This is a genomic window from Ochrobactrum sp. AP1BH01-1 (assembly GCF_018066705.1).
Lineage (GTDB): Bacteria > Pseudomonadota > Alphaproteobacteria > Rhizobiales > Rhizobiaceae > Brucella.
On the sequence record NZ_JAGPOU010000001.1, the window covers coordinates 791,418 to 816,432 of the forward strand.

Here is a 25,015-nt window from a genome sequence, read left to right on the forward strand (position 1 = left end):
GTCCTACGCCTTTCGGCGATGGGCGCCAGCCAAAGGCCCGAATTGACCGAAAGGCGCGTGGTCCGCAAAGTTGGCTTCCTCAAAGGAGCAAGGGGCCCCGGTCGTGCCGATACACACCCTGCCAGGACGCTATCCCGAACTCGATGCGTTACGCGGACTGGCGGCGACCGTCGTGTTGATGCGGCATTTCGTGAATATCTGGCCCTATGACGCCATGGGGCCATACTTTTTCATTCTGCTGCGATCCCCGCTTCGGTTCTTCTTTGCTGCCCATGAAGCGGTCCTGCTCTTTTTCCTGTTGAGCGGCTTCGTTCTCACGCTGCCTTTCATGCACCACGCCCCCTCTTATCCGGCCTATCTTATCCGGCGCACCTGCCGGATTTACCTGCCCTATCTCGTTGCGCTTTCAGTGGCGCTTGCCGGCGCCCTGTTTCTGAACGGCCCTATCCCTCAGCTCAGCAACTGGTTCAATCTTACATGGACCACGCCGGTGACGTCGCAAACGATCGCACAGCATCTGCTGTTCATCGGCGCTTATCCCAACGGCGAAGTGAATACGGCTTTCTGGTCCCTGGTTTACGAGATGCGTATATCGATCATATTTCCGCTGCTCTTTGCCCTCACCGTCGCATTGCGGCCGACAGCGGCGATTGTCGTCGCGTTCGGGCTTTCCATTCTCGCAAACGGTCTTCGGTCCGATCCCTATACGGGCGGCTGGTGGATAACCGTACATTTTGCGAGCTTTTTCCTGCTGGGCAGCCTGATGGCGCAGAACCTGCCGGCCATTCAAAGCTTCTACCGGCAGCTCTCAAACCGGATGCTGATCGCGATCAATATCGTGGCTCTGGTGCTCGTCACCTATGGCGCCGGACCACCCATGCTGAAAAGCTGGCTTGGAGACCTCACCGACTGGGCCACGATTACGGGACTTGTGTGGATCATCGTGCTTGCGGTTTCCAGCGATACGCTGCGCCGCTTCCTGCTGCTGCCCCTGCCGCAATTTCTGGGCCGTATTTCCTACAGCCTCTATCTGGTCCATGCGACGGTGCTTTTTGCGCTCGTGCACCTGTTTTACGAGCATATCGCCCTGATCGCGCTGCTACCGGCCTATATTGTCCTGAGCGTGGGCATTGCTACGCTGATGCATCGCTATGTCGAGTTGCCGACCATGGCACGGGGCAAACTTCTCGCGGCGCGGTTTGCCTACTGACCGCAGACGGCCAGCAGGCAAACATTCCGATCTACCCCAGGCGGAATGCTGCCTGTTCGTCGCGGCGGCGCTGCACTTCGCGGCGCTTGTTGACGATGGATGCGATAATGACGCCTGTGGTGACCAGCGCGATCAGGATCGTACAGATCGCATTGATCTCCGGCGTTACGCCACGCCGCATCTGGCTGTAGATCTTCATGGGCAATGTGCTTGCACTCGGACCCGATGCGAAGCTTGCAATCACCAGATCGTCGAGCGAGAGGGTGAAGGCCAGCATCCAGCCCGACACTACGGCTGGCAAAATGACCGGCAATGTCACCTTCATGAAAGTCGTGACCGGCGGTGCACCGAGGTCCATCGCCGCTTCCTCCAGCGAGCGGTCAAAGCTCACCAGGCGGGACTGCACGACAACCGCCACGAAACACATGGCAAAAGTGATATGGGCCAGAACAATCGTCCAGAAGCCGCGGTCGAAATTCATCGCCACGAAAAGCAGCAGAAGCGAAAGGCCGGTGATGACGTCCGGCATGACCAGCGGCGCGTAAACCATGCCTGAAAACAGGATACGCCCGCGAAACCGGGTATAGCGCGTCAGCGCCAGTGCGGCGAGCGTGCCAAGCACAGTAGCCACCGTGGCTGAAAGAAACGCGATGCGCAGCGTTATCCACGCTGCCGCCATCAGGGATTCATTATTCAGAAGCCCCCGGTACCATTTGGTTGAAAACCCGGCCCAGACGGTCACCAATTGCGATTCATTAAACGAGAAAATCACAAGGATAACGATCGGCAGATACAGGAATGCAAAGCCGAGCACGACAGACGCAATATTGAAACGCGACCAATTGCTATTCATGGTCTATTTCCCCTTTTCCTGCGCACGTGCCTGAACTTGCTGGAATATGACGATCGGGATGATCAGGATGACCAGAAGGACAACCGCTACTGCGGAAGCCACGGCCCAGTCACGGTTGGAGAAAAACTCGTTCCAGATCGTCTTGCCGATCATGAGTGTTTCCGAGCCGCCAAGCACATCCGGGATCACAAATTCGCCGATGGCAGGGATAAATACGAGGAAGCAGCCAGCCAGCACGCCCGCCAGCGACAGCGGGAAAGTGATTTTCCAGAAGGCGGTAAACGGTGTGCAGCCAAGGTCCTGTGCCGCTTCGATGAGCGAGTAGTCCATCTTTTCCAGCGACGAATAGATCGGCAGCACCATGAAAGGCAGATAGGAATAGACGATACCGATATACACCGCCGTATCCGTATTGAGGATGGTGAGCGGACTGTCGATGACGTTGAGCCACATCAGAAACTGGTTGAGCAGTCCTTCCGGCTTCAGGATGCCTATCCAGGCATAGACGCGGATCAGAAACGATGTCCAGAACGGCAGGATCACCATCATCAGAAGCGTCGGGCGGATTGTCGTTGGCGCGCGCGCAATGCCATAGGCCATCGGATAGGCCACCAGCAATGTCAGGAAAGTCGAAATCGCCGCGATGCGGACGCTCGACAGATAGGCCTTGTAATAAAGCGGATCGTCGAGCAGCCAGAGATAATTATCAAACGACAGCTGTTTGATCTTCGCCCAGTTCGCGGCAAGCCCCTCGGCGATGCCAAAGGTGGGAACATAAGGCGGGATCGACATCGCGACTTGCGACAGCGAAATCTTGAAGACGATGAAGAACGGGACGAGAAAGAATACCAGCAGCCAGAGATAAGGCACCGCGATGACGAGACGGCTGGCAATGGAAGCAATCAGCTTCTGCATGGGGCAATCCTCACGCTGTGAGCACCAGACCGGCATCGGTATCGAAGGAAACCCAGACGCGCTCGTCATAGGTCAGCGGATTTTCGGTTCTGCGCACGGCATTGAGGCTGGCGGCCTTGATGGTGCGGCCGTTGTCGAGCCGAACATGGAACACCGTCATGTCGCCGAAATAGGCGATATCCCAAAGTTCGCCATCAACCGCGTTCACCGAAGCATCGTCCGGCTTTTCGCGCGTGATGCGCGTCTTTTCGGGGCGCACCGCATACCAGACCTTCTGGCCGGGATTGAGTTCTTCCCGCGTTTCAGTCTGGATGTGAAAGCCGAATTTTTCCGTGGCGATCTCGGCTTCGCCATTGGCGGCCTTAACCACCTCGCCTTCAATGATGTTCACATTGCCGATGAAGTCGGCCACGAATTTGGAACGCGGCGCTTCATAGACCTCCGCAGGCGTCGCCACCTGCTTGATGCGGCCCTTGTCCATCACCGCGATCCGGTCGGCCATGGTCATGGCCTCTTCCTGATCGTGGGTGACGACCATGAAGGTCATGCCGAGCTTGACCTGCAAGTCCATCAGTTCGAACTGCGTTTCCTCGCGCAGCTTCTTGTCGAGCGCGCCAAGCGGTTCATCGAGCAGCAGCACCTTGGGACGCTTGGCAACCGAGCGGGCAAGCGCCACGCGCTGGCGCTGACCGCCCGAGAGTTGATGCGGCTTGCGCTTGCCATATTGCTCCAGCTTCACGAGCTTGAGCATTTCGGCGACGCGCGCATCGATTTCCGATTTCGCCATACCGTCCTGCTTGAGACCAAAAGCGATATTGTTTTCGACCGTCATATGCGGAAACAGCGCATAGGACTGGAACATCATGTTGACCGGGCGCTTGTAGGGCGGGATGCCGCGCATGTCCTGACCGTCGAGCGTTATGCGACCGGAGGTCGGCTCTTCAAAGCCTGCCAGCATCCGCATCAGCGTGGTCTTGCCACAGCCCGAAGCGCCGAGCAGCGCGAAGAACTCGCGATTGAAAACATTGAGCGACAGGTCGTCGACGGCGGTGAAGTCGCCGAATATTTTCGTCACATTCTCAAAAGAAATGAAGGGCTTGGCTGCCGGATCGTTCCAAGGCGCAAACTTGCGGCGAAAACTGCCAAAAGATTCCATTCCGTTCCCCTATAAACCAGAGCGGTTCCAGTTAAACGGAACCGTGGAACCGCTCTATTTCCTTGGCTTACGCATTACCCGACGCAAAACCGCTCCGCACTTTTGCTGGAAATGCTTTAACCGGAACCTGATCCTGCGGGCAAAACCCACTGTTACAAGACGCAGAGCGGCCCTCCGTCTGCACAGTGGGCCGCTCTTTACGATGTCATGCCGGGTCGCACCCCAGGCATACCGTTCGGTTATTACTGACCGGTGACGATCTTGGTCCAGGCGCGCGTCACCACGCGCTGGGTCTTGGTGTCATACGGCGTCGGCACGAACAGCTTCTTCATCACCTCTTCCGTCGGATAGATTTCCGGATCGTCGAGGATTTCCTTGTCGATGAACTCCTGCGACGCCTTGTTGCCATTGGCATAGAACACATAGTTCGAAGCCTTGGCAGCCACTTCCGGGCGCATCATGTAGTTCATGAATTCAAGCGCTTCCGGCACATGCTTGGCGTCTGCCGGGATCGCCATCTGGTCGAACCACATCAGCGCGCCTTCCTTCGGGATGGAATAGCCGATCTCGACGCCCTGCTTTGCCTTTTCAGCGCGGTCACGTGCCTGGAAGATGTCGCCGGAATAGCCAACAGCCATGCAGATATCGCCATTGGCCAGCGCGTTGATATATTCCGACGAGTGGAACTTGCGGATATTCGGACGGATCTTGAGGTAAAGATCCTGCGCCTTCTGCAAATCATCCGGCGACGGGGAATTCGGGTCCAGTCCCAGATAATTCAGCGCAGGGCGCAGCATTTCGCTGGCGGAATCAAGCAGATAGATGCCGCAATCCTTCAGCTTGGCCGACTGTTCCGGATCGAAAAGCACGGCCCATGAATCGATTGTGTCAGTGCCGAGCGCTTCCTTGATCTTGGCCTTGTTGTAGCCGATGCCGGTCGTGCCCCACATGTAGTTCACGGAATATTCGTTGCCCGGATCGTAGGTTGCCGCGCGGGTCGAAATCTCGTCCCACATGTTCTTGAGGTTCGGGAGCTTGTCCTTGTCGAGCTTCAGGAATACGCCTGCGGGAATCTGACGGCCAAGAAATTCGCCCGATGGCACCACGAGGTCATAGCCGCTACCGCCAGCCAGAAGCTTCGTTTCCAAAATTTCGTTGGAGTCGTAAACGTCGTAGACGACCTTGATCCCGGTTTCCTTGGTGAAGTCCTTGAGGATGGAGTCGTCGATATAATCCGACCAGTTATAGATATTGACCACCCGCTCCTGCGCACTCGCGGAAAACGTGGCAGCCGCGACAAAGCCCGTCACGACGGTCGTTGCCAGAAGGAAGGATTTGATCCCCATCATTTGCTCCAATCTGCACGATAAATTCCGGTGCAGGTTCAAGGTGGATATACTGTTTCTTTATTGCACTTTTTTAGATTGCGCTGCGTTCGTCAACAGGGTCGTGACAGGACGAACATAAAAATTGCTTCTCGGAGGCTCCCAGAGGGGCGATGAGCCACGCCATGTGCAGGCCAGAAAAACCGAAATATCGCGCCCCTACTGGAAGTCGAAGGCCGATATCCCCGCCACCATCTCGTCCAGCCCGAGCGGGCGGGTCAGCGGCGGCTCGGCGCGGGTGATGCAGCCCTGTCTTTCACACAGGCGGCAGGCAGAGCCGATCTCCGTATTGCCGGCCTTCGACAGCGATGCGCCATAAACGGTTTCGACGCCTGCTTCCAGCGCGCAACCGAGCAGGATCGCCGTTCGGCGCGGACGCTCGCTGAATGCGCCCTGCGGCCCTTCCAGCGTGCGGGCGACCGTCAGAAAGGTCGAACCGTCCGGCAGTTCCACCGGCTCGACCAGCACCTGCCCGGCTTGCGCGAAAGCCGCATAGACCGGCAGCTTGGGACATTGCCCGCCGAAACGAACCGGAAAGCCTTCGGCACCTGCAACACGCAGCCGGTTGCCCGCATGATCGATTTCCATCACAAAGAAAGGCAATGCGCTCGCCCCTTGCCGCTGCAAGGTGGTGAGCCTGTTCGCGGCCTGCTGAAACGAAACGCCGAAGCGTGTGCGCAACACATCAACATCATAGCGTGCCCGCACCGCCGCATCGCGAAACTGACGGTAAGGCATCATCAGCGCCTGCGCCGCATAGCGCGCCAGTTCAAATCGCGCGATACGCTTTGCTTCCCCAGACGATAGTTTCAGCCCTTCGGTTTCCGCGCCGATCACCACCAGCATACGGATCAGCGCCGCTTCCATGGCGATTTCCTGCAACTGGTCAAACGGTGAAAGCCGTTCGGAAATGAACAGGCGCTGCGAATGCCGGTCATAGCGCCTGCGCCAGTTCGGCATGGTCGCGACGGGCAGTGTGCGCACGGTGATGCCGTGCTCACGGCGCAGCCAATCCTTCAAGGCTGCGGACAAGTCGCCATCTGGTTTCAATAACGCGAAAAAGCTCTCCGCCTCCTCCTCGATGCGCGGATAATGATTGGACCGCCGCGCCATCACGTCGCGCACTTCATCCAGCGGCAGGCGTGTCGCGGATAGCTCCGCCCCGCTGCCCTCATGCGAGAGCAATTGCGACAGATCGGACAGGCGCTGCTGCTGCTCGCGATAGGCACGGTAAAGTTTCATAATGCCGACGGCAGCGTTGGGGGCCGCCTCCCCGATCTCCACCAGTTCCTGATCGCCCGGCAATTCGCCAGTCAGGAGCGGATCGGAAAACACTTCCTTCAGGCCGGTGATCGTCGTACCGCTTTCGGATTGCAGACTATCGAGGTCGAGCTTGTAAACGCTCGCAAGCCTCAACAACAGCTGTACCGTCAGGGGCCGCTGGTTGCGCTCTATCAGGTTCAGATAGGACGGCGAAATGCCCAGCGCCTCGGCCATCGCCGTCTGGGTCAAACCGCGTTCGTTCCGAATGCGCCGGATGCGCGGCCCGGCAAAAATCTTGCGTTCGCTCACCTGCTCCTCCCGACCCCGTACCCGTAAACTTTACAATTCATGACAAAATAGCTGCAAAACCAGTCTTTGACAAGATTTACAAATTTACATCGCCACCCAGTCACAACTCCGACAGCATTACCTCAATTATATGCCCATTTCTCCGGTTTCTCTGGCACTCCAATAATCGCGATTGTAAATCTGGTCACAGAAAGAGCACAGGCAATTAGCTCTTCCCGACCAGTTCAAAGTGTGAGGAGACACCGAAATGACAGATTTTTACAGCCTTATTCCTTCGGCACCAAAGGGTCGCTTCGACGGCATCCAGCGTGCGCATACGGCCGAAGATGTAAAAAGGCTGCGCGGCTCGGTGGAGATCAAGTATTCGCTGGCTGAAATGGGAGCGAACCGCCTCTGGAAGCTGATCCACGAGGAAGATTTCGTCAATGCGCTGGGCGCGCTGTCCGGCAATCAGGCCATGCAGATGGTTCGCGCCGGTTTGAAGGCGATCTACCTCTCCGGCTGGCAGGTTGCAGCAGATGCAAATACGGCATCGGCCATGTATCCGGACCAGTCGCTTTATCCGGCAAATGCCGCTCCGGAACTCGCCAAGCGCATCAACAAGACCTTGCAGCGCGCCGACCAGATCGAAACCGCCGAAGGCAAGGGGCTTTCGGTCGACACCTGGTTTGCCCCCATCGTTGCCGATGCGGAAGCAGGCTTCGGCGGACCGCTGAACGCTTTCGAAATCATGAAGGCCTTCATCGAGGCGGGTGCTGCGGGTGTGCATTATGAAGACCAGCTCGCTTCGGAAAAGAAGTGCGGCCATCTTGGCGGCAAGGTCCTGATCCCGACGGCGGCACACATCCGCAATCTCAACGCGGCGCGCCTCGCGGCCGACGTGATGGGAACGGCCACGCTGGTCATCGCCCGCACGGATGCGGAAGCCGCCAAGCTTCTGACCTCGGATATCGACGAGCGCGACCAGCCTTTCGTCGATTACGACGCGGGCCGCACGGCGGAAGGCTTCTATCAGGTGAAGAACGGCATCGAGCCATGCATCGCCCGTGCGATTGCCTATGCGCCTTACTGCGATCTGATCTGGATGGAAACATCCAAGCCAGATCTCGAACAGGCTCGCCGCTTCGCGGAAGCCGTGCACAAGGCGCATCCGGGCAAGAAGCTCGCCTATAACTGCTCGCCGTCGTTCAACTGGAAGAAGAACCTCGACGACGCCACGATTGCCAAGTTCCAGCGTGAGCTGGGCGCGATGGGCTACAAGTTCCAGTTCATCACGCTGGCCGGTTTCCACCAGCTCAACTTCGGCATGTTCGAACTGGCGCGCGGTTACAAGGACCGGCAGATGGCGGCCTATTCCGAGCTGCAACAGGCGGAATTTGCAGCCGAAGCCAATGGCTACACCGCGACCAAGCACCAGCGCGAAGTCGGCACCGGCTATTTCGATGCCGTATCGCTCGCAATCACCGGTGGCCAGTCTTCGACCACCGCCATGAAGGAATCAACCGAAACAGCGCAGTTCAGACCGGCTGCTGAATAGCAGTCAGTTATCAAACAGGAGGAACAGTTCCATGAATTCGCCAGCACGCGTCAAGGAAAGAGCAGAAGAACAATCTTCAAGCATGACCACGGATCAGCAGACCGTTATCCGTATGCTCGCCAACGATCTGCATCGCCTCAACTACACCGTCATGAAGGCGGTCGAGGCAGGCGTTTCCGTGGAACTGGTCCGCTCGGCCCGGCATCATGGCGGCGACGGCAACTGGGGAGACTTGCTCATCCCCGTCATCGTCACCCACGAAAAATGATGACGATCCTGACAACCGCCGTCGCCGCCATGTTAACGCACATTGCTTTTGGCAGCGACAGAATGTCCAAACGCGCAATTGTCGGCAAAATTCGATGAAACGGACTTGAAATACCACTCGCTTTATGGTCGGATTTCCTCAACTGACCTCCCCGGCTGGCCCCGCCAGTCGGGGTTTTTTTGTCCGGACGCGAGCTTCTCTGGGCAATCACGCCTCTCTTCGCCTTAACTGCGATTCTTGACAGAAAATTCATTCAATCCTGACAAAGCCGCGCTTTGTGCATTGACGCAGGCACCTCCATCATGATCCTGCCCTATGGCCCCGGAAGGACCGCATTCTTTCCGGGGGCATCTGTAAGCGGCCCCTGCGGGGGCAAGAAACACGAGACGCATCCATGTCAATTCAATCTCTCATCGACAGTATCGCGGCGCAAATCAACATCGATCCGCAACTTGCCGAGAAACTTGCAGGTTCGGTGTTTTCCGTGCTGCAGCACAGCGCGCCGGAAATCGGCAACAAGATTTTCGCGCTCCTGCCGGATGCGCAGCAACACGCCAGCGCCCATGACGTGCTTGCCAACAGCGCCGGCGGCATCATGGGTGCACTGTCGGGCCTGATGGATAATGTTGCGGGCGAAAAGATGAGCGCGCTTCTGAAGGCCGCCGCCACGCTTCGCTCCAGCGGCCTCTCCAGCGACCAGATCACCGAGGCAGGCGGACAGGTCATCAATTATGTGCGCGATCATGACCCGCAACTGATCGACCAGCTGGTGGCAAATGTGCCTGCTCTCAAGGGCCATTTCGGCCTCTGATACGCGGTTTTTCTTTTGTGTGCGCTTTCTGCGATGGCGCACACAAAAGCTTGGCCAACCCATTTGTCATTAAGGCCGGTCACGGCTATCATGCCGATATCGAAATCATTTTCTGGTGATGGATGTCTGCTGATACGACGGAAAAGAAGGCTACGCGCGCGCCGCGTCGCCGTACGCCTGCCTATGTCAAATCTCTTCGCGGTGTGAAGAACTGGAAGCAGGCGACCGAATGGCTTGCCTGGCGCGACATCGAAGACATCGAATGCATCACCCCCGATCAGGCGGGGGTCGCCCGCGGCAAGATGATGCCGTCGAAGAAATTCACCTCCAATACCTCGCTGGCATTGCCCTCTGCCGTCTTCATGACGACGATTTCCGGGGATTACCCGGAAGACGGCTACGGATTCCACTATCCGGAAGATGACGGCGACCTGAAGCTGATGCCGGATCTCTCGACCCTTTCGGCTGTGCCGTGGGAATCCGACCCGACGGCGCAGGTTATCTGCGATCTCGTCTATCAGGACGGGCGTGCGGTGGAATTTACCCCGCGCAACGTGCTGCGCAACGTGGTTGCCGCCTATAACAAGCGCGGATTGAAGCCGGTCGTGGCGCCGGAAATCGAGTTCTATCTGGTGCGCAAGAACCCCGATCCCGATTACCCGCTGACGCCGCCCGTCGGCCGTTCGGGCCGTGCCATTGGCGGCGGTCAGGGCTATTCGATCGCGGGCGTCAACGAATTCGACGAACTGATCGACGACATCTATCATTTCTCCGAAGGCCAGGGGCTGGAGATCGACACGCTGATCCACGAGGAAGGCGCCGGTCAGCTTGAAATCAACCTGCGCCACGGCGACCCGGTGGAACTCGCCGATCAGGTGTTCATGTTCAAGCGCACGATCCGCGAGGCGGCGCTGAAACACGACATGTACGCCACCTTCATGGCCAAGCCCATCCAGGGCCAGCCCGGATCGGCAATGCATATCCACCAGTCCATCGTGGACAAGAAGACCGGGCGCAACATCTTCACCAATGAGGATGGCAGCGAAAGCGAGGCTTTCCGCAATTTCATCGGCGGCATGCAGCGCCATGTGCCGAATGCGCTCGTCATGTTCGCGCCCTACGTGAATTCCTACCGCCGCCTCACGCCGGATGCCTCCGCGCCGGTCAATGTCAAATGGGGCTATGACAACCGCACCACCGCTTTCCGCGTGCCGCGCTCCGACCCCAGCGGGCGCCGCGTGGAAAACCGCATCCCCTCCTCCGATGCAAACCCTTACCTTGCGCTGGCGGCTTCGCTTGCCTGCGGCCTGATCGGTCTTGTGAACAAGATCGAACCGGAACAGCCTGCGACCACGAGCGTCAATACCAAGGAAATTGACCTGCCCCGCGGCCTGATCGACGCTGTGGAACTGTTCGAGGACGACGCGGAACTGCGCAATCTGTTCGGCAGTTCCTTCGTGACCACCTATGCCGCCATCAAACGCGCCGAGTTTGAAACCTTCATGGAAGTCATCAGCCCGTGGGAGCGGGAGTTTCTGCTGCTCAATGTTTAGTTTTAGGGCAGTAGGGCAGTAGGGCAGTAGGGCAGTAGGGCAGTAGGGCAGTAGGGCAGTAGGGCAGTAGGGCAGTAGGGCAGTAGGGAAAAACTAAACGGGGGATCATGACAGTCAATTCATATCGTGATCTCCTTGTTTGGCAGCAGGCGATGGAGATGGTCATCTCAATTTACCAGATGACCGATTGCTGGCCTAAGGAAGAAATCTACGGCCTGACAAGCCAGGTTCGTCGCGCCTCCGTTTCTGTTCCTGCGAATATCGCTGAAGGATTTGGGCGAGAAAATCGCGGTTCTTACCAGCAATTCCTGCGCATTGCCCAAGGCTCTCTCAAGGAAATGGAAACGCATCTCCTCATCGCCGAAAGGCTTGGTTTTATGCAGAACGAAACAATCAATTCAATGTTGGTGAAAAGCGAAAGTATTGGCAAACTTCTCAGGCTTCTGATCCGGAAACTCTCCGATCAATAACATACTGCCTTATTGCCCTACTGCCTTACTGCCCTACCCACCCGGAGCCGCCAATGCCCTACCAGTCCCCAATCTCGCCCGGCTATTCCTGGTACGAGGCGACCGTTCCGGACCGCCCGCAATATCCCGAAATGGATGGCTCGCGGCAGGCTGATGTCGTCGTCATCGGCGGCGGCTATACGGGGCTTTCAGCGGCCTATCATCTGGCCCGGCAAGGCGTGGATGTGACACTCATTGATGGCGCACGGTTTGGGGATGGGGCGTCGGGGCGCAATGGCGGCCAGTTCGGCACCGGCCAGCGCACATGGGCAGAAGACCTCGAAGCCGAATATGGCTTCGAGCGCGCCAAGGCGCTGTTCGACGTAGCGGAGGAAGCCAAGGCCTATCTCCTCGCTTTTGCGGACGAACACAGGATCGACATGGAATATGTGCCCGGCCAGATTTCGGTCGTGCACAAGCCACGCTATCTGAAGTCGTATGAGCGCCATGTCGAGCTGATGGCAAGCCGCTTCAATTATCCGCATCTGCGTCTGCTCGACCGTGGGGAAACGGCGAGGCTGCTTGGGTCCGAACGCTATTTTGGCGGGGTCTATGATGCTGGCACCGGCCATATCCATCCGCTGAAACTGCTTGTCGGAACCGCAAAAGCGGCGCATGCGGCAGGCGCAAAGCTGTTTGAAGACACCCGAGCCACCAAAATCAGCACAGCGAGCGGGCGGGTCGAGGTCGAAACCAATCGCGGAACGATCGTCGCGAAAAACGCCTTCATCGCCGTTAATGCTTATGGCGGGCTGCTGGAGCCGGTAAGCGCATCGCATGTGATGCCGATCCGCTCCTTCATCGGGGCGACAGTGCCGCTTGGCGATGACAGCCCGGTTATTCCGGGCGGTGAATCCATCGACGATTCCCGCTTCGTGGTGCGCTATTTCCGCCGCTCGAAGGACGGGAGACTGCTGTTCGGCGGGCGTGAGGCCTATACCGCCGACAACCCGCGCGACATCAGCACCCATATCCGCCGCCAGATCGCCGAGATTTATCCGGCGCTGGACAAGGTCGAGATCACCCATGCATGGGGCGGTTCGGTCGGCATAACCATGCCGCGCCAGCCTTTCGTGCGCGAGGTGATGCCGGGCGTCATTTCAGCGGGCGGCTATTCCGGCCATGGTGTCATGCTGGCCAATTACATGGGCAAGCTCTATGCGGAGACCCTTGCAGGCAACCGCGACAGGCTGAAACTGTTCGAGGAACTGCGCATTCCCGCCTTCCCCGGTGGACGCACCTTCCGCTCGCCGCTGCTGTTCCTTGCCCTGTCATGGTATGCCTTGATGGACAGGATATAGGCCGGCCCGCTCTCAGGAAAAAGGCGAGGTGCAGTCGGCACCCCGCCATTCTTACCATCGTCCGGTGCTTCATGTTCTACGCCACGCTTGCACCTGCCTTCGCGGCCAGACGCTGATAGGTTTCCTCAACCACGTCCCGCACAGGAAGAAGGCCGCTCATGCACAGCAGCGCATGTATGTGCTGGCGGGCACCCTCGTAGCCCATCAGCGGCGCACAGGGCTGCATGATGATATTGGCTTCATCCGGATATAATTCCTGATATTCGGCAAAATTGGTGAAGCTCCTGTAGCTGTCGCCGCGCATCAGGTAGGTCTCCACGGCAGCCCCTTCCGCCAGTATGGCGTCATGGCTGTCGAGAACGATGTTGTAATAGTCGATTGGCTTGTCCATCGACACGCGCGCAATGCTCTGGCCGTTGACCAGATCCTTTACGCGGATCAGCACGCCATCGATCAGTAGCGCGTGGTTGGGCGAAAGATAAAGGTCGCGCTGCGGTGTTTTCCCGTCGATGGCATGGCGCCTGACGCGGATCGGCATCACGCTTTCATTCCATTGCGTGCCGCCCTTTCTGTGGCTCTGCCAGCCGACCCATTTGACCGGGCGCGCTTCACCCCGGACCGTGGTCACGAGATCGCCAACTGACAATGTCTCCACCGCCACCGGGCCGCCGGGCGTTTCGATCAGCGTTCCTTTCAGGAGGCAGTTGGCGCCCGTGCCGCCTCCTCCGCCCCCGCCATGGCCATGCCACCATTTCGTGCCCAGCGCCTGTGACGGACGCGATGATACCGTGGCAGCAAACACGCCCAGCGCCGCAACCTTTGCGGCAGTAGACGCTGCAAGCCCCAGAAAATGCCGTCGCGCGCGGTTGCGAGGCGTATGACCATTTCCGTCTGAAGACATAAATCCCTCCGCTTTTCGCTCATCGCCGCATCTGCCCGGCCGGTCCCTATGCCCGGCGTGGATTTTGCAGGCGCGATGCGCAGCTTCAAAACTGGAAGCGCCGTTTTCCGTAGCCGGACAGCGGTGCTCCGATGGTTCTGCCCCAAGACTGAGAAACCATATTAGCCGAACAAAACTGCGAGAAGATTCGGGCAATGGGGAAAGGAGCCACCCCGAATAGGCGTCAGCCCTACCTCCAAAGGCGAACCGCTACGTCCTTTGCACATCTTCCAGTAGGGTCAGACAGAGCAGCCGGCAAAATTGTGAAACTGCCCGCCCTCGGAAAGCAGAGCCGACCGTGCCGCTGCCAGAAGCAGCTTCGCACGGGCAGGCTTGCGCGACTGTTAAAAATAGTATACCCCCCTATTATATTACGGAGACCGGCATCATGCATGACGAAATTCATTCGGAACACCACGCGCAACGCTTCACCTCCCGGCATGACCACGTTTTCCTGGGCGACAGCCACCAGCGCAACGAGCGGCGGACATGGATGGTTATCGCCATTACCGCCACGATGATGGTGATCGAAATTGTCGCTGGAAACATCTACGGTTCCATGGCGCTGGTTGCGGACGGATGGCACATGTCCACCCATGCGGCGGCTATGTTGATCGCCGGCTTCGCCTATCTTTATGCGCGCAGACACGCCAACAATCCGCGCTTCACCTTCGGCACGGGCAAGCTCGGCCACCTTGCCGCTTTCGCCAGCGCCATCGTTCTCGCAATGATCGCGCTGCTGATCGGCTGGGAGAGTTTCCGGCGCCTCAGCGCGCCTGTTAACATCGATTTTCGTGAGGCCATCTTCATCGCCTGCATCGGACTGGCGGTCAATCTCGTCTGCGCCTGGCTTTTGAAAGACGATCACGCGCATCACCATCACGGACATGACCATGGGCATAAGCACGCCCATCACGGACATGACCAGAACCTGCGCGCGGCCTATATTCACGTGCTGGCCGATGCGCTGACATCGGTGCTTGCCATCGTGGCACTGCTGCTCGGCAGCCTTTACGGCTGGCTCTGGCTGGACCCCGCGATGGGGATTGTCGGCGCGCTGGTGATCGTAAACTGGTCGTGGAGCCTCATCCGCGAGGCAGGCGCAACGCTTCTCGATTATATTCCCGAAGATGAGGACTTGCCCGAGGAAATAGGCGCAATCATCGCGAAGGAAGGCGCGGAAATCGCCGACCTGCATGTCTGGCAGATCGGACCGGGCCATCACAGCGCAATCGTGTCCATCGTCGCCGCCAATCCGCGCGCACCCTCCTATTATCGCGAAAAGCTTGCAGCCATCCATGATTTGTCGCATGTGACTGTGGAGGTGGAAGCGCGTCCCGCCTGACCGTCCAGATTTCAGGAGCATTCATGACTCACACCATTCGCGAGAAGCAGAAGCTGATCAACCGCGTGCGCCGCATTCGCGGACAGCTCGAGGGTGTGGAGCGGATGCTGGAGGACGAAAAGGGCTGCGCCGAGGTCATGCAGGTGATTGCCGGGGTTCGCGGCGCGGTCAACGGCCTGATGGCGGAAGTGATCGAGGACCATATCCTGATGCATGTGGCCGACGGCGACCTGCCCCAGAAGGAACGTGACGAAGGCGCTGGCGAACTGGTCGATGTGGTCCGCGCCTATTTGAAATAGACAACGTGTTGACATCCGTCGGAAGCGGGAATAGCTAGGCAGCATGAACAAAGCACTCATCAGCACCCGGTCTTATTACGCCCCGCTCACATAGCGGCGGGTTTGCTTTGTCATAGTTCAACCGCTGCATTGCCAGCGGTTGAGTTTTCAAGGACAGCGCCTCTGGCCATGTGGCCCTTAAGAGGTCAGTCCATGTCTCGCGACAACAATCAGCATACAAAAATTGGCATTATCGGCTTTGGTGCATTCGGGCAGCTTATCGCTCGTCATCTGAAACCGTATTTCCACTTGTATGCCTACGATCCCGCCGCGGGCCTTGAACACACGGCCCAAATGCATGGCGTCGAACTCACCAGCCGGGAAGAAGCTGCGGGCTGCGATATCGTCATCCTCGCGACGCCGGTCGCAACCCTCACCCGCGTGGCGGAAATGATCGCGCCGCACTTAAATCCCCGCACGCTCGTCCTCGATGTCGGCTCGGTCAAGGTCGGGCCTGCCGACATCATGCGGCGGTGCTTGCCCGCGCATGTCGATATCGTCGCCACACATCCGCTTTTCGGCCCGCAAAGCGCGCGCGACGGCATCGCTGGCCTGAAGATCGCCGTCTGTCCTGTGCGGGGCAACCGGACGCGAAGCGTCGCGGCCTTCCTGAAAGACCGCCTCGGCCTCGACGTCATCGTCACCACCCCGGAAGATCACGACCGCGAGGCGGCCATGGTGCAGGGCCTGACCCATCTCATCGCCAGGGTTCTGGTGCAGATGGAACCATTGCCCACCCGCATGACAACGAAGAGCTTTGATCTTCTGATGCAGGCGGTCGGCATGGTGCGCCACGACGCGCCGGAAGTTTTTCAGGCCATCGAGCACGCCAATCCCTATGCTGCGAAGATGCGCAAGCGCTTCTTCGCGCTGGCAGATCAGGTCAATGAGGAACTGGCGCGGCTCGATCCGGACATTGCAAAAGAGCAGGCCGCATGACCAATCCTAAAGGGGCATTTCGGAAGTCTGCTTGACCGTCTGGCTCGGCACGTCGGTCTTCAGGTTCTGAACGCCCTTGATCCGGCTCAGATATTCCGACTGGAAGCGGCGATAGTCTTCAATATTCGCCGCAACCACCCGGATCATCGCATCGTAATCGCCAAGCATGAAATAGCATTCGAGCACCTGCGGCAGCTTCAATATCTCCTTGGCGAAGGTCTGAAGCGTTTCCTCATCCTGCTGGTCCAGCCGGATGCGGGTGAAAAAAGTGAGACCCTTGCCCACCTTGGCAGGGTTCAGCACCGCGACATAGCGGTCGATCACGCCCGCTTCTTCCAGAAGCTTGACCCGCCGCAGGCAGGGCGAAGGCGAAAGGCCAACCTCTCTTGCGAGATCATTATTGGCGATGCGCCCATCGCGTTGCAGCACGCGCAGAATCCTTTTGTCGATCTCATCGAGCTTCATTGGCGTCCGATTCCATTTATGGCGATCTCTCTGGCATTTCCTGCCAAAGATTGATGCAAACGGACGCAATTCGCAACCAAATTGCTCAACAGATTGGTTATAGTGCAGAACTTCTCAAGCAAACCCGCACGAGACCGAGCAAGGGGCAGCCGATGACCCGGCCAGCCAGCAGGAATTTTATGGATATTTCACAGGCCTATGTGCCTCAAAAAAGCAGATCCGGGCGCGGCTCGGAATTTCGTCGCGGGGCTGCCGCCGGCCTGCCGGTTTTGCTTGGCATCATTCCCTATGCGCTGGTGCTGGGCGCGCAAGCCGCACAGAAGGGTCTCAGCCTTGTCGAAGTGCCTCTGATGACCGGCCTGAATTTTGCCGGCGGATCGGAATTTGCGGCCATCCAGCTCTGGACCTCGCCGCCGCATGTGCTGCTGATTGTTGCGATCACCTTTCTGGTCAACAGCCGCCATCTTTTGATGGGCGCGGCTCTGGCGCCGTTCATCCGCCATCTGCCCAAGCGCAAGGCCTTCGCCAGCCTGTTCCTCATGTGCGATGAAAGCTGGGCGCTCGGCCTTGCGGATGCGAAGCAACGTCAGTCAAAAGGCGTGAACCCGGCCCTGAGCCTCACCTTCTATGCCGGTGTTGCCATACCTTTCTATCTCGCATGGGTGGTCTTCACGACGCTGGGCGCCGCCTTCGGCCCGATGATGGGCGATTTGCGCCCCTATGGTTTCGACATGGCGTTTCCGGCGGTGTTTCTGGTTCTGCTGGCGGGCATGTGGAAAGGCTTCGCGGCGGCGCGGCCTTGGCTGGTCAGTCTCGTGGTGGCCGCGCTGACCTATCTCACCGTTCCCGGCGCCTGGTATGTCGCTGCTGGCGCCGTGTCCGGTCTCGTTGCAGCCTATTTGCTGGCAGGTGAAGAATGATCGATCCGTTAGCCGTACTGACCATCGTTCTGATGGCAAGCGTCACCTATCTCACCCGCATCGGCGGCTATGTGCTGCTGCGCAACCGCACGCTCAGCAAGCGCGCGACGGCGGTGATGGAAGCAGCGCCGGGCTGTGTCCTGATCTCGGTCATCGCGCCCGATTTCGTCTCAGACAAGCCTGCGGACCTTATCGCGCTTGCGATCACGATTTTTGCCGCAACGCGCTTTTCCATGCTGCCCACCGTGCTGATCGGCATCGGCGCGGCAGGTCTTTGCCGTTACCTGATCGGGTAGAGCATGTCTCCAGGCCGGAACCGGTTTTGGGAGACATGCTCGAAGGCGAATGGCGCACGCCGTTCAATGTAGGTGTTTCAGCTTGTCGGGATTGCGCACGACATAGATGCCGGCGATCTTGCCGTCTTCGATGTCGAGGGCGGTCGTCTGGATTTCTCCGTCCGCCTCGCGCGTGATGAAACCCGGCAAGCCGTTAGGTAAAGCCGTGCGCAAAAGCGTGGACTAATTGCCGCTGGAATAGACTGGCAGGTAGGGTGAGATTAAGCCCGGTCAAACAAGATTCCACAAGTCTATTCGGGTTAAGCATACAAACTATTGCAACTTTAAGGATATACCAACTAAAAAAAAGTAAGGCGTCGTCCGCGTATCATAACATAGAGAAACAGGTATTTTATCTTTAAACGATTTGTATATTTGATTCCGTATATACGCATTACTGCTAATGTTAGGTAGCCGGAATACACTACCACTCATCCATATATCGGTATAATCGCTGAAATCGATAATTAAATTTGGAATATAGTTCTGATATCGAGTAGAAACACCACCGTGCTCTGCACATGTCTGTGAAAAATCCCCCGCAACCGCATCATATTGATATACAATTGCAATGGACGATGCGATAATTATCCTGCTAAGCGTTTTTCTCATGAAAGAATCACCGATTATTTTTTTATTGCTAAGAAAAAACATTTCTCAATTCAAATACATAGAGACACCAAGAACAGTATTATTAGGACCAGATGTCGTATTATAACAAACAGAAATTGGAATTTTATTTTCAATAGATTTAGAAATTTGATCTCTTATATATGCATTACTCTTGATATTTGGCAACCGAAATAAACTATTTGATACGTAAAAATCAGTATAGTCACTATAATCGACAATTCGATCAGGAACTATGTCTTGATATATACTCGCCACCCCTCCGTGTTCGGCACACAATTCGGAAAACTCTTTTGCATACGATCCATATGCAGTCGAAAAAACGGCAGTAAATATGGCAGCAGCCCTAACAACGTTATTTAACATGCATCCTCAACAATAAAATGTTCATAACGATTTCATTATTGTGCATCTGAAACGGATAGCAACCCGGTAAGTTTACGGACATGAATCAACATAGTATACACTGTATTATCTCTGAATTTTATGGCGTTCGGCTTCAGAAATGCGGTTCTGGAAGCTTGATGCAGCACCTATCGCCCTTTGCAGCTGCACGGGAGGGAATAACCTGCGAAGGGCAAGGATTTTAGAGGATAGATTTGTTCATTGAGTATTTACGCTTACCCGCAAAGCCCCGTGCAATCAAAGATCGGCAATCTAAACGGTTTCGCGCCCCTGAGGGTTCTTCTTGGCAAGATCCTTTATCTGATATCCCTTCCCTCCCTCCTAATCGTCAGCACCTTTGCCTCCTTGGCGTGATTGCCACCAAACTCCTGCGCTCCTGCCAGACTATGTTTGCAGCCTATTTGCTGGCAGGTGAAGAATGATCGATCCGTTAGCCGTACTGACCATCGTTCTGATGGCAAGCGTCACCTATCTCACCCGCATCGGCGGCTATGTGCTGCCGCGCAACCGCACCCTCAGCAAGCGCGCGACGGCGGTGATGGAAGCAGCGCCGGGCTGTGTCCTGATCTCGGTCATCGCGCCCGATTTCGTGTCAGACAAGCCTGCGGACCTGATCGCGCTTGCAATCACGATCTTTGCCGCAACGCGCTTTTCCATGCTACCCACCGTGCTGATCGGCATTAGCGCGGCAGGTCTTTGCCGTTACCTGATCGGGTAGAGCATGTCTCCAAGCCGGAACCGGTTTTTGGAGACATGCTCGAAGGCGAATGGTGCACGCCGCTCAATGTAGGTGTTTCAGCTTGTCGGGATTGCGCACGACATAGATGCCGGCGATCTTGCCGTCTTCGATGTCGAGGGCGGTCGTCTGGATTTCTCCGTCCGCCTCGCGCGTGATGAAACCCGGCAAGCCGTTGATATAGACCGCGCGAATAAACTCCGAGCGCTTGGCCGCGTAATAAGCCGCCAGCTTCTGGTGAATCGACATGACATTGGCGAAACCCAGCACCGGCCTCGGGAAAGCCGGGCGCTTGCCGCCGCCATCGGCCTGCATATGCACATCCGCCGCCAGCATGGTGCCGAGCGTCTTCATGTCCCCGCTGCGCGAGGCGGCGAAGAATGCCTCCGCCAGTTTCAGCCCATGCTGTTTGTCGACCTGAAAGCGTGGACGCTCCTCGCGCACATGCTTGCGCGCCCGCGCCGCAAGCTGGCGGCAGGCGGCGGCGTCGCGCTGGATGGTCTGTGCGATTTCCTCGAAATCGAGCCCAAACACGTCATGCAGCAGAAAAGCCGCACGCTCCAGCGGCGAAAGGCGCTCCAGCGCCAGCATCAGCGGCAGCGTAACATCCTCGTCCGCCTCCTCCTCGACCACCGGATCGGGAATCCATGGGCCGAAATAGGTTTCGCGCTGCTTCTGGCCGGATTTCAGCCTGTCGAGGCACAGTCGCGTGACGGTGCGGCGCAGAAAGGCTTCCGGCTCGCGCACGTCGCTACGGTCGGCATTCATCCATCGGATGAATGCCTCCTGCACCATATCCTCCGCATCGGCGACCGAGCCGAGCATCCGATAGGCCACACGGATCAGTTTCGGGCGCAGCGGATCGAAAATCTCCGCCGCGCGACCATGTTCGGGCGCCCCCGCCATTACCCGGCAGCCTTTGTGGCCGGGGTTTCGTACCAGAGGTCGAAACCGACCGCGAGGCGGTTCCAGCCATTGATGATGTTGATCATCAGGGTGATCTTCACCTGTTCCTCCTTGGTGAAATGCGCTTCCAGCGCGTCGCGCGCCTGCGCGAAATCGTGCCCCTGCGACAGTTTCGTCAGCGCATCCGTCCAGCCGAGCGCTGCGCGTTCGCGTTCGGAATAACACGGCGCCTCGCGCCAGGCCGACAGAAGATAGATGCGCCGCTCGGTTTCGCCATGCGCGCGGGCGTCGGCTGTGTGCATATTGATGCAGTTGGCGCAGGCATTGATCTGCGAAGAACGGATTTTTATCAGTTCAACCAGGCTTGCATCCAGTCCCGCAGCGGCGGCCTCGGAAGCGGCCAGCCATGCCTTCATCGCAGCCGGGGCAGCCTGAAACGGATCTAGTCGAGCGGTCATTCTATCGTTCCTTTCTGGATGTTGATTTCATTAGAGCGCCGTGCGTCCATTCGGACGCACAAAGGTCGCACTAACTTATTGAACCTGCGCATCGTGCTCCAAAATTCGATTCCGATTTTTGGGCCGATGCTGTAGTCATGACGAACCAGCGTCACCGAATGTGACATGCGTGCAAAAAATTTTCGCTTTCAGAATTTCGCGCTCAGTTCCCGCCGCGCAATTCCCCCAATATCCATTCGCGGAAGGCGCGAATCTTCGGCACGTTGCGGCGGTTTTTCGGATAGACCAGCCAATAGGCGCGGCCATCGTCGCAAAGCAGGTCGAAGGGCTGGATAAGCTGGCCGGACGCGACTTCCAGCGTATGGAAGGCAGGCGTCAGGATGCCCACGCCCTGCCCCGACGCGGCGGCGCGTCCCTCCAGGTGCTGCGCCCCGAAGCGGTTCTGCGTGTTGCCCTGAATTTGCGGATCATCAATGCCGGCGGCCGCGTACCAGATTTTCCACCACGGGTCGCTCGCGTCGATGGCCTTCAGCTTCAACAGATCGGCGGGCTCATGGATGCCGCCGACGCTTTCAGCCAGCGCCGGGTTCAGCATCGGCGTGAATTCAGCCTTTATCAGTTCATGCGCCTCAAGCCCCGGCCAATTTCCCTGGCCGCTGCGGATGGCCACATCCACGTTCGTTGTCGCGAAGTCAATCAGCTGGTCGGATGTTTCGAGCCGCACGGCAAGCGAAGGATAGCACATCTGGAACGAACCCAGCCGGTGCACCAGCCAGTTGGCCGCGAAGGTCGCCAGAACGCTGATCGTCAGCACGCCCTCAGTATCTTCCCGCAGGCTGGCAAAGGCATTGCGCATCGTTTCGAAGGCTTCGGTCAGCGCCGGGGCGAGACGCTGGCCGAGTTCGGTCAGCACAACCTGCCGGGGACGCCGCAGGAAAAGCGGCGCACCGACGCGCTCTTCCAATATCCTGATCTGGTAGCTCACCGCCGCCTGCGTCATGCCAAGCTCTTCCGCCGCACGCGTGAAACTCGCATGGCGGGCAGCCGATTCAAAGACGCGTATGGCGGAAAGCGGCGGCAGCGGCAACGTCATGATGCATAAGTTCTCCTTATGCATGCTACTCGACATTCAATTGGAAAACAACGCATTTCACGCGCATATGGATAGGAGCAGTTTAACCGCGACCGCCTCCCACAGTCGCCGCCACAGCTCATGGGTGAGATCATGAAAAACACCGACACCATCTGCGTAGCCGCCCCTCCTGTCTCGGAAAGCCGGTCGGGCCTCGGCGCACTCATCGGACGCCTTTTCGTCCGCAGGAAGGCCCGGCTCGTCGTCACGGAATATTCGCCGGAATATTTGCTGCACGATATCGGGCTGCGCGACGGGCGCCGGCAATATTATTCGCGTGACGGCCACAAGCTACCCGAATGGCGGTAACGGTCACGTGCCTATTACGGCAAAACCCCGCGCTTTGAGGCCGCGTCGATCCTCGTGCAGATTGCTGACGAGGCGGCTGCGGCTTCCATCCAGATGCGCACTCATCAGCGCCGCCGCCCTGTCGGCGTCGCCTTCGCGCACCGCGTCCAGAATGGCGCGGTGTTCAGCCCAAGCCCGGGCGAGCGCCGCCTCGTCGCGCACCTCCAGCCAGCGCGCCCGTGAAAGGCGCTGCATGGCATCGCGCACGCCGCGGCTGAGAAACTCGTTGCCGGACAGCCGCGCCAGCTCGATATGAAAATCCATGCCGATACGGTGCCATTCCTCCCGCGAGGTATCGGCGTCGCAACTGTCCAGCATTGCCGCAATCGGCTCGACGCCGCTGCGATCTTCCAATGCGCAGGTCAGCTTTAAAGCGGCAATTTCCAGCGCCTCCCGATAAACGCCAATCTGTTCGATTTCGCCCAGATTGATCGGCGAAACCGTCCAGCCCCGCCCTTCCCGGCAGACGAGCCCCTCCGCCTCCAGCCGCAGGAGCGCCGCCCGGATCGGCGTGCGCGATGCGGAAAACTGCGCCTCGATCCAGCGCTCGGTCAAACGTTCGCCCGGCCCAAGTTCGAGCCCGAGAATCCTGTCGCGAAGCTGCGCTTCGATTTCCTGCATCTGGGACATTGAAACCCGCTCTCCTTTTGCACGCGCACCGCCGTGCACCGATTGACAAGCCAGGCCAACAGGCGCATGGATGTATTCCAACTTGGTATCCCAAAATGGAATACAATACAACCCGCAGAGAACAATATGAGCGCCACACAATCCGCCGCCGGGGATGACACCGCCGGAATGAGCGATGCAGAAAGTCACGAACGCTACTGGAAGCAGAACCTCGCGATCTGCCTCGTCGGCTCATTCACCACGCTTATCGCCATGTCGCTGCTGCTGCCCTTCCTGCCGCTTTATGTGGAACAGCTCGGCGTCGCGGACCACGCGGCCATCGTGCAATGGTCGGGCATTGCCTATGGCGCGACCTTTCTGGCCGCAGCCTTCGTCGCGCCGCTCTGGGGCAAGCTCGGCGACCGTTACGGGCGCAAGCTGATGCTGATCCGCGCCAGCCTCGGCATGGCCGTCGCCATGTCACTGATCGGCATGGTGACGAGCGTGTGGCAGCTGGTGGCCCTGCGGCTCTTCGTTGGCATTGCTGGCGGCTATTCCTCCGGCTCGATGATCCTCGTCGCCACGCAGACGCCGAAGGACAAGACCGGCTGGGCGCTGGGCGCGCTGTCGGCGGGCATCATGGCGGGCAACCTGGCAGGGCCGCTGCTCGGCGGCGCATTGCCGCCGCTGATCGGCATCCGCGCCACCTTCTGGCTGGCGGGCGGCGTGATCTTCCTCACCTTTCTGGCAACCACCTTCCTGATCCGCGAAGAGCGCAAGCCGCCGAAACCAACCAGGGAACAGAAGGCGGAATCCATCTGGGCGTCGGTCCCGGACAGAAAACCGGTCATCGCCATGCTGGTGACGGGCATGCTGCTGCTTTTCGCCAATATGTCGATCGAGCCGATCATCACCGTCTATGTGATGCAGCTGATGGACGACCAGACGAAGGTGACACTGATTTCCGGCGTGGTGATGGCTGCGGCGGCACTTGGCAGCATCATGTCTTCCTCACGGCTGGGTCGCCTTGCCGACCGCATCGGCCACACGCGCGTCATCATCGGCGCACTGTCGGTTTCTGCCCTGCTTCTGATCCCGCAAGCCTTCGTGACGCAAGCCTGGCAGCTGATCGGGCTGCGTTTCCTGATGGGGCTGGCGCTCGGCGGCTTGCTGCCCTGCATCAGCAGCGTCATAAGGCACAACGTCCCCGACCGCGTGGCGGGCGGCGTTCTCGGGCTTTCGGTCTCGTCGCAATATGTCGGACAGGTCGCAGGGCCGGTGGCGGGGGGCTTTGTCGGCGGGCATTTCGGGATGCGTTCCGTCTTCCTCGCCACATGCCTGATCATGGCCGCCGGCGCGGTTTATAATTGGGCTGTGCTGCGCCGCGCTTCACAGAACTGACACGGCGAAGGATTATCGGTCTGTACCCTTCGATTCCC

The 25,015-nt window shown here is 58.3% G+C and carries 27 protein-coding genes and 1 pseudogene; 15 read left to right on the forward strand and 13 right to left on the reverse strand.

Going from position 1 to position 25,015, the window contains the following annotated elements; translation table 11 throughout:
* Positions 1 to 103: 103 nt before the first annotated feature.
* Positions 104 to 1,210: an acyltransferase family protein gene (locus J9800_RS03665; protein WP_114214702.1), complete on the forward strand. Its 1,107-nt coding sequence runs from the start codon at positions 104 to 106 to the stop codon at positions 1,208 to 1,210.
* A 31-nt stretch (positions 1,211 to 1,241) separates the two neighbouring features.
* Here J9800_RS03665 and J9800_RS03670 read toward each other — a convergent pair whose 3' ends face one another.
* The 5 genes from J9800_RS03670 to J9800_RS03690 form a co-directional block, all read right to left on the reverse strand.
* Complete coding sequence (locus J9800_RS03670; protein ID WP_112587172.1) at positions 1,242 to 2,063, reverse strand: ABC transporter permease; 822 nt, start codon at positions 2,061 to 2,063, stop codon at positions 1,242 to 1,244.
* Positions 2,064 to 2,066: 3 nt separating this feature from the next.
* On the reverse strand, positions 2,067 to 2,978 hold the full coding sequence (locus J9800_RS03675) for an ABC transporter permease subunit (RefSeq protein ID WP_112587170.1): 912 nt from the start codon (positions 2,976 to 2,978) through the stop codon (positions 2,067 to 2,069).
* 10 nt (positions 2,979 to 2,988) lie between these two features.
* Positions 2,989 to 4,134 (reverse strand): ABC transporter ATP-binding protein, encoded by a 1,146-nt coding sequence (locus J9800_RS03680; RefSeq protein WP_112587168.1) that lies wholly within the window; start codon positions 4,132 to 4,134, stop codon positions 2,989 to 2,991.
* 242 nt (positions 4,135 to 4,376) lie between these two features.
* The gene (locus J9800_RS03685) at positions 4,377 to 5,480 is read right to left on the reverse strand and encodes a polyamine ABC transporter substrate-binding protein (RefSeq protein WP_112587753.1); all 1,104 of its coding nucleotides are present in this window, start codon (positions 5,478 to 5,480) and stop codon (positions 4,377 to 4,379) included.
* Between the two features lie 198 nt (positions 5,481 to 5,678).
* The gene (locus J9800_RS03690; RefSeq protein WP_112587166.1) at positions 5,679 to 7,091 is read right to left on the reverse strand and encodes a helix-turn-helix domain-containing protein; all 1,413 of its coding nucleotides are present in this window, start codon (positions 7,089 to 7,091) and stop codon (positions 5,679 to 5,681) included.
* A gap of 247 nt (positions 7,092 to 7,338) precedes the next feature.
* Here J9800_RS03690 and aceA point away from each other — a divergent pair, with 247 nt between their 5' ends.
* The 6 genes from aceA (at position 7,339) to J9800_RS03720 (ending at position 13,070) form a co-directional block, all read left to right on the forward strand.
* Entirely contained in the window at positions 7,339 to 8,628 is a 1,290-nt protein-coding gene (gene aceA / locus J9800_RS03695) for an isocitrate lyase (RefSeq protein ID WP_010659116.1), read from the forward strand.
* A gap of 31 nt (positions 8,629 to 8,659) precedes the next feature.
* A complete protein-coding gene (locus J9800_RS03700) occupies positions 8,660 to 8,896 on the forward strand; it encodes an SMc00767 family acetate metabolism repressor (protein ID WP_006473055.1) in 237 nt (78 codons plus the stop codon).
* 394 nt (positions 8,897 to 9,290) lie between these two features.
* Entirely contained in the window at positions 9,291 to 9,707 is a 417-nt protein-coding gene (locus J9800_RS03705) for a DUF2267 domain-containing protein (protein WP_114214701.1), read from the forward strand.
* Between the two features lie 122 nt (positions 9,708 to 9,829).
* A complete protein-coding gene (locus J9800_RS03710) occupies positions 9,830 to 11,260 on the forward strand; it encodes a glutamine synthetase family protein (RefSeq protein WP_114214700.1) in 1,431 nt (476 codons plus the stop codon).
* Positions 11,261 to 11,367: 107 nt separating this feature from the next.
* Complete coding sequence (locus J9800_RS03715) at positions 11,368 to 11,730, forward strand: four helix bundle protein (RefSeq protein WP_114214699.1); 363 nt, start codon at positions 11,368 to 11,370, stop codon at positions 11,728 to 11,730.
* Positions 11,731 to 11,783: 53 nt separating this feature from the next.
* Positions 11,784 to 13,070, forward strand: a complete 1,287-nt coding sequence (locus J9800_RS03720) for an NAD(P)/FAD-dependent oxidoreductase (RefSeq protein ID WP_114214698.1) — start codon at positions 11,784 to 11,786, stop codon at positions 13,068 to 13,070.
* A 76-nt stretch (positions 13,071 to 13,146) separates the two neighbouring features.
* On the opposite strand, the gene J9800_RS03725 is transcribed toward J9800_RS03720, so the two are convergent.
* A complete protein-coding gene (locus J9800_RS03725; protein WP_114214697.1) occupies positions 13,147 to 13,971 on the reverse strand; it encodes a Hint domain-containing protein in 825 nt (274 codons plus the stop codon).
* Between the two features lie 427 nt (positions 13,972 to 14,398).
* Here J9800_RS03725 and dmeF point away from each other — a divergent pair, with 427 nt between their 5' ends.
* From dmeF to J9800_RS03740, 3 genes are all read left to right on the forward strand, one after another.
* Positions 14,399 to 15,355, forward strand: a complete 957-nt coding sequence (gene dmeF, locus J9800_RS03730) for a CDF family Co(II)/Ni(II) efflux transporter DmeF (RefSeq protein WP_112587156.1) — start codon at positions 14,399 to 14,401, stop codon at positions 15,353 to 15,355.
* A gap of 23 nt (positions 15,356 to 15,378) precedes the next feature.
* Positions 15,379 to 15,654, forward strand: a complete 276-nt coding sequence (locus J9800_RS03735; RefSeq protein WP_112587154.1) for a metal/formaldehyde-sensitive transcriptional repressor — start codon at positions 15,379 to 15,381, stop codon at positions 15,652 to 15,654.
* 192 nt (positions 15,655 to 15,846) lie between these two features.
* Entirely contained in the window at positions 15,847 to 16,632 is a 786-nt protein-coding gene (locus J9800_RS03740; protein ID WP_114214696.1) for a prephenate dehydrogenase/arogenate dehydrogenase family protein, read from the forward strand.
* 6 nt (positions 16,633 to 16,638) lie between these two features.
* On the opposite strand, the gene J9800_RS03745 is transcribed toward J9800_RS03740, so the two are convergent.
* Positions 16,639 to 17,097 carry an Lrp/AsnC family transcriptional regulator gene (locus J9800_RS03745; RefSeq protein WP_114214695.1) on the reverse strand — a complete coding sequence of 153 codons (459 nt, stop codon included), beginning with the start codon at positions 17,095 to 17,097 and terminating at the stop codon, positions 16,639 to 16,641.
* A 179-nt stretch (positions 17,098 to 17,276) separates the two neighbouring features.
* Here J9800_RS03745 and J9800_RS03750 point away from each other — a divergent pair, with 179 nt between their 5' ends.
* Together J9800_RS03750 and J9800_RS03755 are read left to right on the forward strand one after the other, a co-directional pair.
* Entirely contained in the window at positions 17,277 to 18,017 is a 741-nt protein-coding gene (locus J9800_RS03750) for an AzlC family ABC transporter permease (protein ID WP_112587150.1), read from the forward strand.
* Positions 18,014 to 18,313, forward strand: coding sequence for an AzlD family protein (locus J9800_RS03755; protein ID WP_105544018.1), 300 nt, complete (start codon positions 18,014 to 18,016; stop codon positions 18,311 to 18,313). Before J9800_RS03750 ends, J9800_RS03755 begins: the two co-directional genes overlap by 4 nt.
* Before the next feature lie 63 nt (positions 18,314 to 18,376).
* Here the strand turns inward: J9800_RS03755 and J9800_RS03760 are convergent.
* A pseudogene (locus tag J9800_RS03760) lies at positions 18,377 to 18,535 on the reverse strand (RNA polymerase sigma factor SigJ); the annotation flags it as partial.
* Positions 18,536 to 19,009: 474 nt separating this feature from the next.
* The gene (locus J9800_RS03765; RefSeq protein ID WP_162792617.1) at positions 19,010 to 19,348 is read right to left on the reverse strand and encodes a hypothetical protein; all 339 of its coding nucleotides are present in this window, start codon (positions 19,346 to 19,348) and stop codon (positions 19,010 to 19,012) included.
* Between the two features lie 457 nt (positions 19,349 to 19,805).
* Between J9800_RS03765 and J9800_RS03770 the strand changes: the two genes are divergently transcribed.
* Positions 19,806 to 20,105 carry an AzlD family protein gene (locus J9800_RS03770; protein ID WP_210845532.1) on the forward strand — a complete coding sequence of 100 codons (300 nt, stop codon included), beginning with the start codon at positions 19,806 to 19,808 and terminating at the stop codon, positions 20,103 to 20,105.
* Between the two features lie 63 nt (positions 20,106 to 20,168).
* Here the strand turns inward: J9800_RS03770 and J9800_RS03775 are convergent, their stop codons facing one another.
* The 3 genes from J9800_RS03775 to gcvA all read right to left on the reverse strand — a co-directional run bounded on the left by J9800_RS03775 (position 20,169) and on the right by gcvA (position 22,580).
* Positions 20,169 to 21,029: a sigma-70 family RNA polymerase sigma factor gene (locus tag J9800_RS03775; RefSeq protein WP_114214693.1), complete on the reverse strand. Its 861-nt coding sequence runs from the start codon at positions 21,027 to 21,029 to the stop codon at positions 20,169 to 20,171.
* Entirely contained in the window at positions 21,029 to 21,487 is a 459-nt protein-coding gene (locus J9800_RS03780; protein WP_112587146.1) for a carboxymuconolactone decarboxylase family protein, read from the reverse strand. The genes J9800_RS03775 and J9800_RS03780 overlap by 1 nt, the downstream gene beginning before the upstream one ends.
* Before the next feature lie 202 nt (positions 21,488 to 21,689).
* The gene (gcvA, locus tag J9800_RS03785; protein ID WP_114214692.1) at positions 21,690 to 22,580 is read right to left on the reverse strand and encodes a transcriptional regulator GcvA; all 891 of its coding nucleotides are present in this window, start codon (positions 22,578 to 22,580) and stop codon (positions 21,690 to 21,692) included.
* 132 nt (positions 22,581 to 22,712) lie between these two features.
* Between gcvA and J9800_RS03790 the strand changes: the two genes are divergently transcribed.
* Complete coding sequence (locus tag J9800_RS03790; protein ID WP_112587142.1) at positions 22,713 to 22,928, forward strand: hypothetical protein; 216 nt, start codon at positions 22,713 to 22,715, stop codon at positions 22,926 to 22,928.
* 3 nt (positions 22,929 to 22,931) lie between these two features.
* On the opposite strand, the gene J9800_RS03795 is transcribed toward J9800_RS03790, so the two are convergent.
* Positions 22,932 to 23,597, reverse strand: coding sequence for a GntR family transcriptional regulator (locus J9800_RS03795; RefSeq protein ID WP_112587140.1), 666 nt, complete (start codon positions 23,595 to 23,597; stop codon positions 22,932 to 22,934).
* 126 nt (positions 23,598 to 23,723) lie between these two features.
* Here J9800_RS03795 and J9800_RS03800 point away from each other — a divergent pair, with 126 nt between their 5' ends.
* Entirely contained in the window at positions 23,724 to 24,977 is a 1,254-nt protein-coding gene (locus J9800_RS03800; RefSeq protein WP_112587138.1) for a multidrug efflux MFS transporter, read from the forward strand.
* Positions 24,978 to 25,015 lie beyond the last annotated feature (38 nt).

Excerpts from the sequence above, each read along its gene's own strand:
- J9800_RS03670 (WP_112587172.1), bottom strand. The coding sequence starts at position 2,063 with ATGAATAGCAATTGGTCGCGTTTCAATATTGCGTCTGTCGTGCTCGGC.
- J9800_RS03675 (WP_112587170.1), bottom strand. The coding sequence starts at position 2,978 with ATGCAGAAGCTGATTGCTTCCATTGCCAGCCGTCTCGTCATCGCGGTG.
- J9800_RS03680 (WP_112587168.1), bottom strand. The coding sequence starts at position 4,134 with ATGGAATCTTTTGGCAGTTTTCGCCGCAAGTTTGCGCCTTGGAACGAT.
- J9800_RS03685 (WP_112587753.1), bottom strand. The coding sequence starts at position 5,480 with ATGGGGATCAAATCCTTCCTTCTGGCAACGACCGTCGTGACGGGCTTT.
- aceA (WP_010659116.1), top strand. The coding sequence starts at position 7,339 with ATGACAGATTTTTACAGCCTTATTCCTTCGGCACCAAAGGGTCGCTTC.
- J9800_RS03700 (WP_006473055.1), top strand. The coding sequence starts at position 8,660 with ATGAATTCGCCAGCACGCGTCAAGGAAAGAGCAGAAGAACAATCTTCA.
- J9800_RS03705 (WP_114214701.1), top strand. The coding sequence starts at position 9,291 with ATGTCAATTCAATCTCTCATCGACAGTATCGCGGCGCAAATCAACATC.
- J9800_RS03710 (WP_114214700.1), top strand. The coding sequence starts at position 9,830 with ATGTCTGCTGATACGACGGAAAAGAAGGCTACGCGCGCGCCGCGTCGC.
- J9800_RS03715 (WP_114214699.1), top strand. The coding sequence starts at position 11,368 with ATGACAGTCAATTCATATCGTGATCTCCTTGTTTGGCAGCAGGCGATG.
- J9800_RS03720 (WP_114214698.1), top strand. The coding sequence starts at position 11,784 with ATGCCCTACCAGTCCCCAATCTCGCCCGGCTATTCCTGGTACGAGGCG.
- J9800_RS03725 (WP_114214697.1), bottom strand. The coding sequence starts at position 13,971 with ATGTCTTCAGACGGAAATGGTCATACGCCTCGCAACCGCGCGCGACGG.
- dmeF (WP_112587156.1), top strand. The coding sequence starts at position 14,399 with ATGCATGACGAAATTCATTCGGAACACCACGCGCAACGCTTCACCTCC.
- J9800_RS03735 (WP_112587154.1), top strand. The coding sequence starts at position 15,379 with ATGACTCACACCATTCGCGAGAAGCAGAAGCTGATCAACCGCGTGCGC.
- J9800_RS03740 (WP_114214696.1), top strand. The coding sequence starts at position 15,847 with ATGTCTCGCGACAACAATCAGCATACAAAAATTGGCATTATCGGCTTT.
- J9800_RS03745 (WP_114214695.1), bottom strand. The coding sequence starts at position 17,097 with ATGAAGCTCGATGAGATCGACAAAAGGATTCTGCGCGTGCTGCAACGC.
- J9800_RS03750 (WP_112587150.1), top strand. The coding sequence starts at position 17,277 with ATGGATATTTCACAGGCCTATGTGCCTCAAAAAAGCAGATCCGGGCGC.
- J9800_RS03755 (WP_105544018.1), top strand. The coding sequence starts at position 18,014 with ATGATCGATCCGTTAGCCGTACTGACCATCGTTCTGATGGCAAGCGTC.
- J9800_RS03765 (WP_162792617.1), bottom strand. The coding sequence starts at position 19,348 with ATGTTAAATAACGTTGTTAGGGCTGCTGCCATATTTACTGCCGTTTTT.
- J9800_RS03770 (WP_210845532.1), top strand. The coding sequence starts at position 19,806 with ATGATCGATCCGTTAGCCGTACTGACCATCGTTCTGATGGCAAGCGTC.
- J9800_RS03775 (WP_114214693.1), bottom strand. The coding sequence starts at position 21,029 with ATGGCGGGGGCGCCCGAACATGGTCGCGCGGCGGAGATTTTCGATCCG.
- J9800_RS03780 (WP_112587146.1), bottom strand. The coding sequence starts at position 21,487 with ATGACCGCTCGACTAGATCCGTTTCAGGCTGCCCCGGCTGCGATGAAG.
- gcvA (WP_114214692.1), bottom strand. The coding sequence starts at position 22,580 with ATGACGTTGCCGCTGCCGCCGCTTTCCGCCATACGCGTCTTTGAATCG.
- J9800_RS03790 (WP_112587142.1), top strand. The coding sequence starts at position 22,713 with ATGAAAAACACCGACACCATCTGCGTAGCCGCCCCTCCTGTCTCGGAA.
- J9800_RS03795 (WP_112587140.1), bottom strand. The coding sequence starts at position 23,597 with ATGTCCCAGATGCAGGAAATCGAAGCGCAGCTTCGCGACAGGATTCTC.
- J9800_RS03800 (WP_112587138.1), top strand. The coding sequence starts at position 23,724 with ATGAGCGCCACACAATCCGCCGCCGGGGATGACACCGCCGGAATGAGC.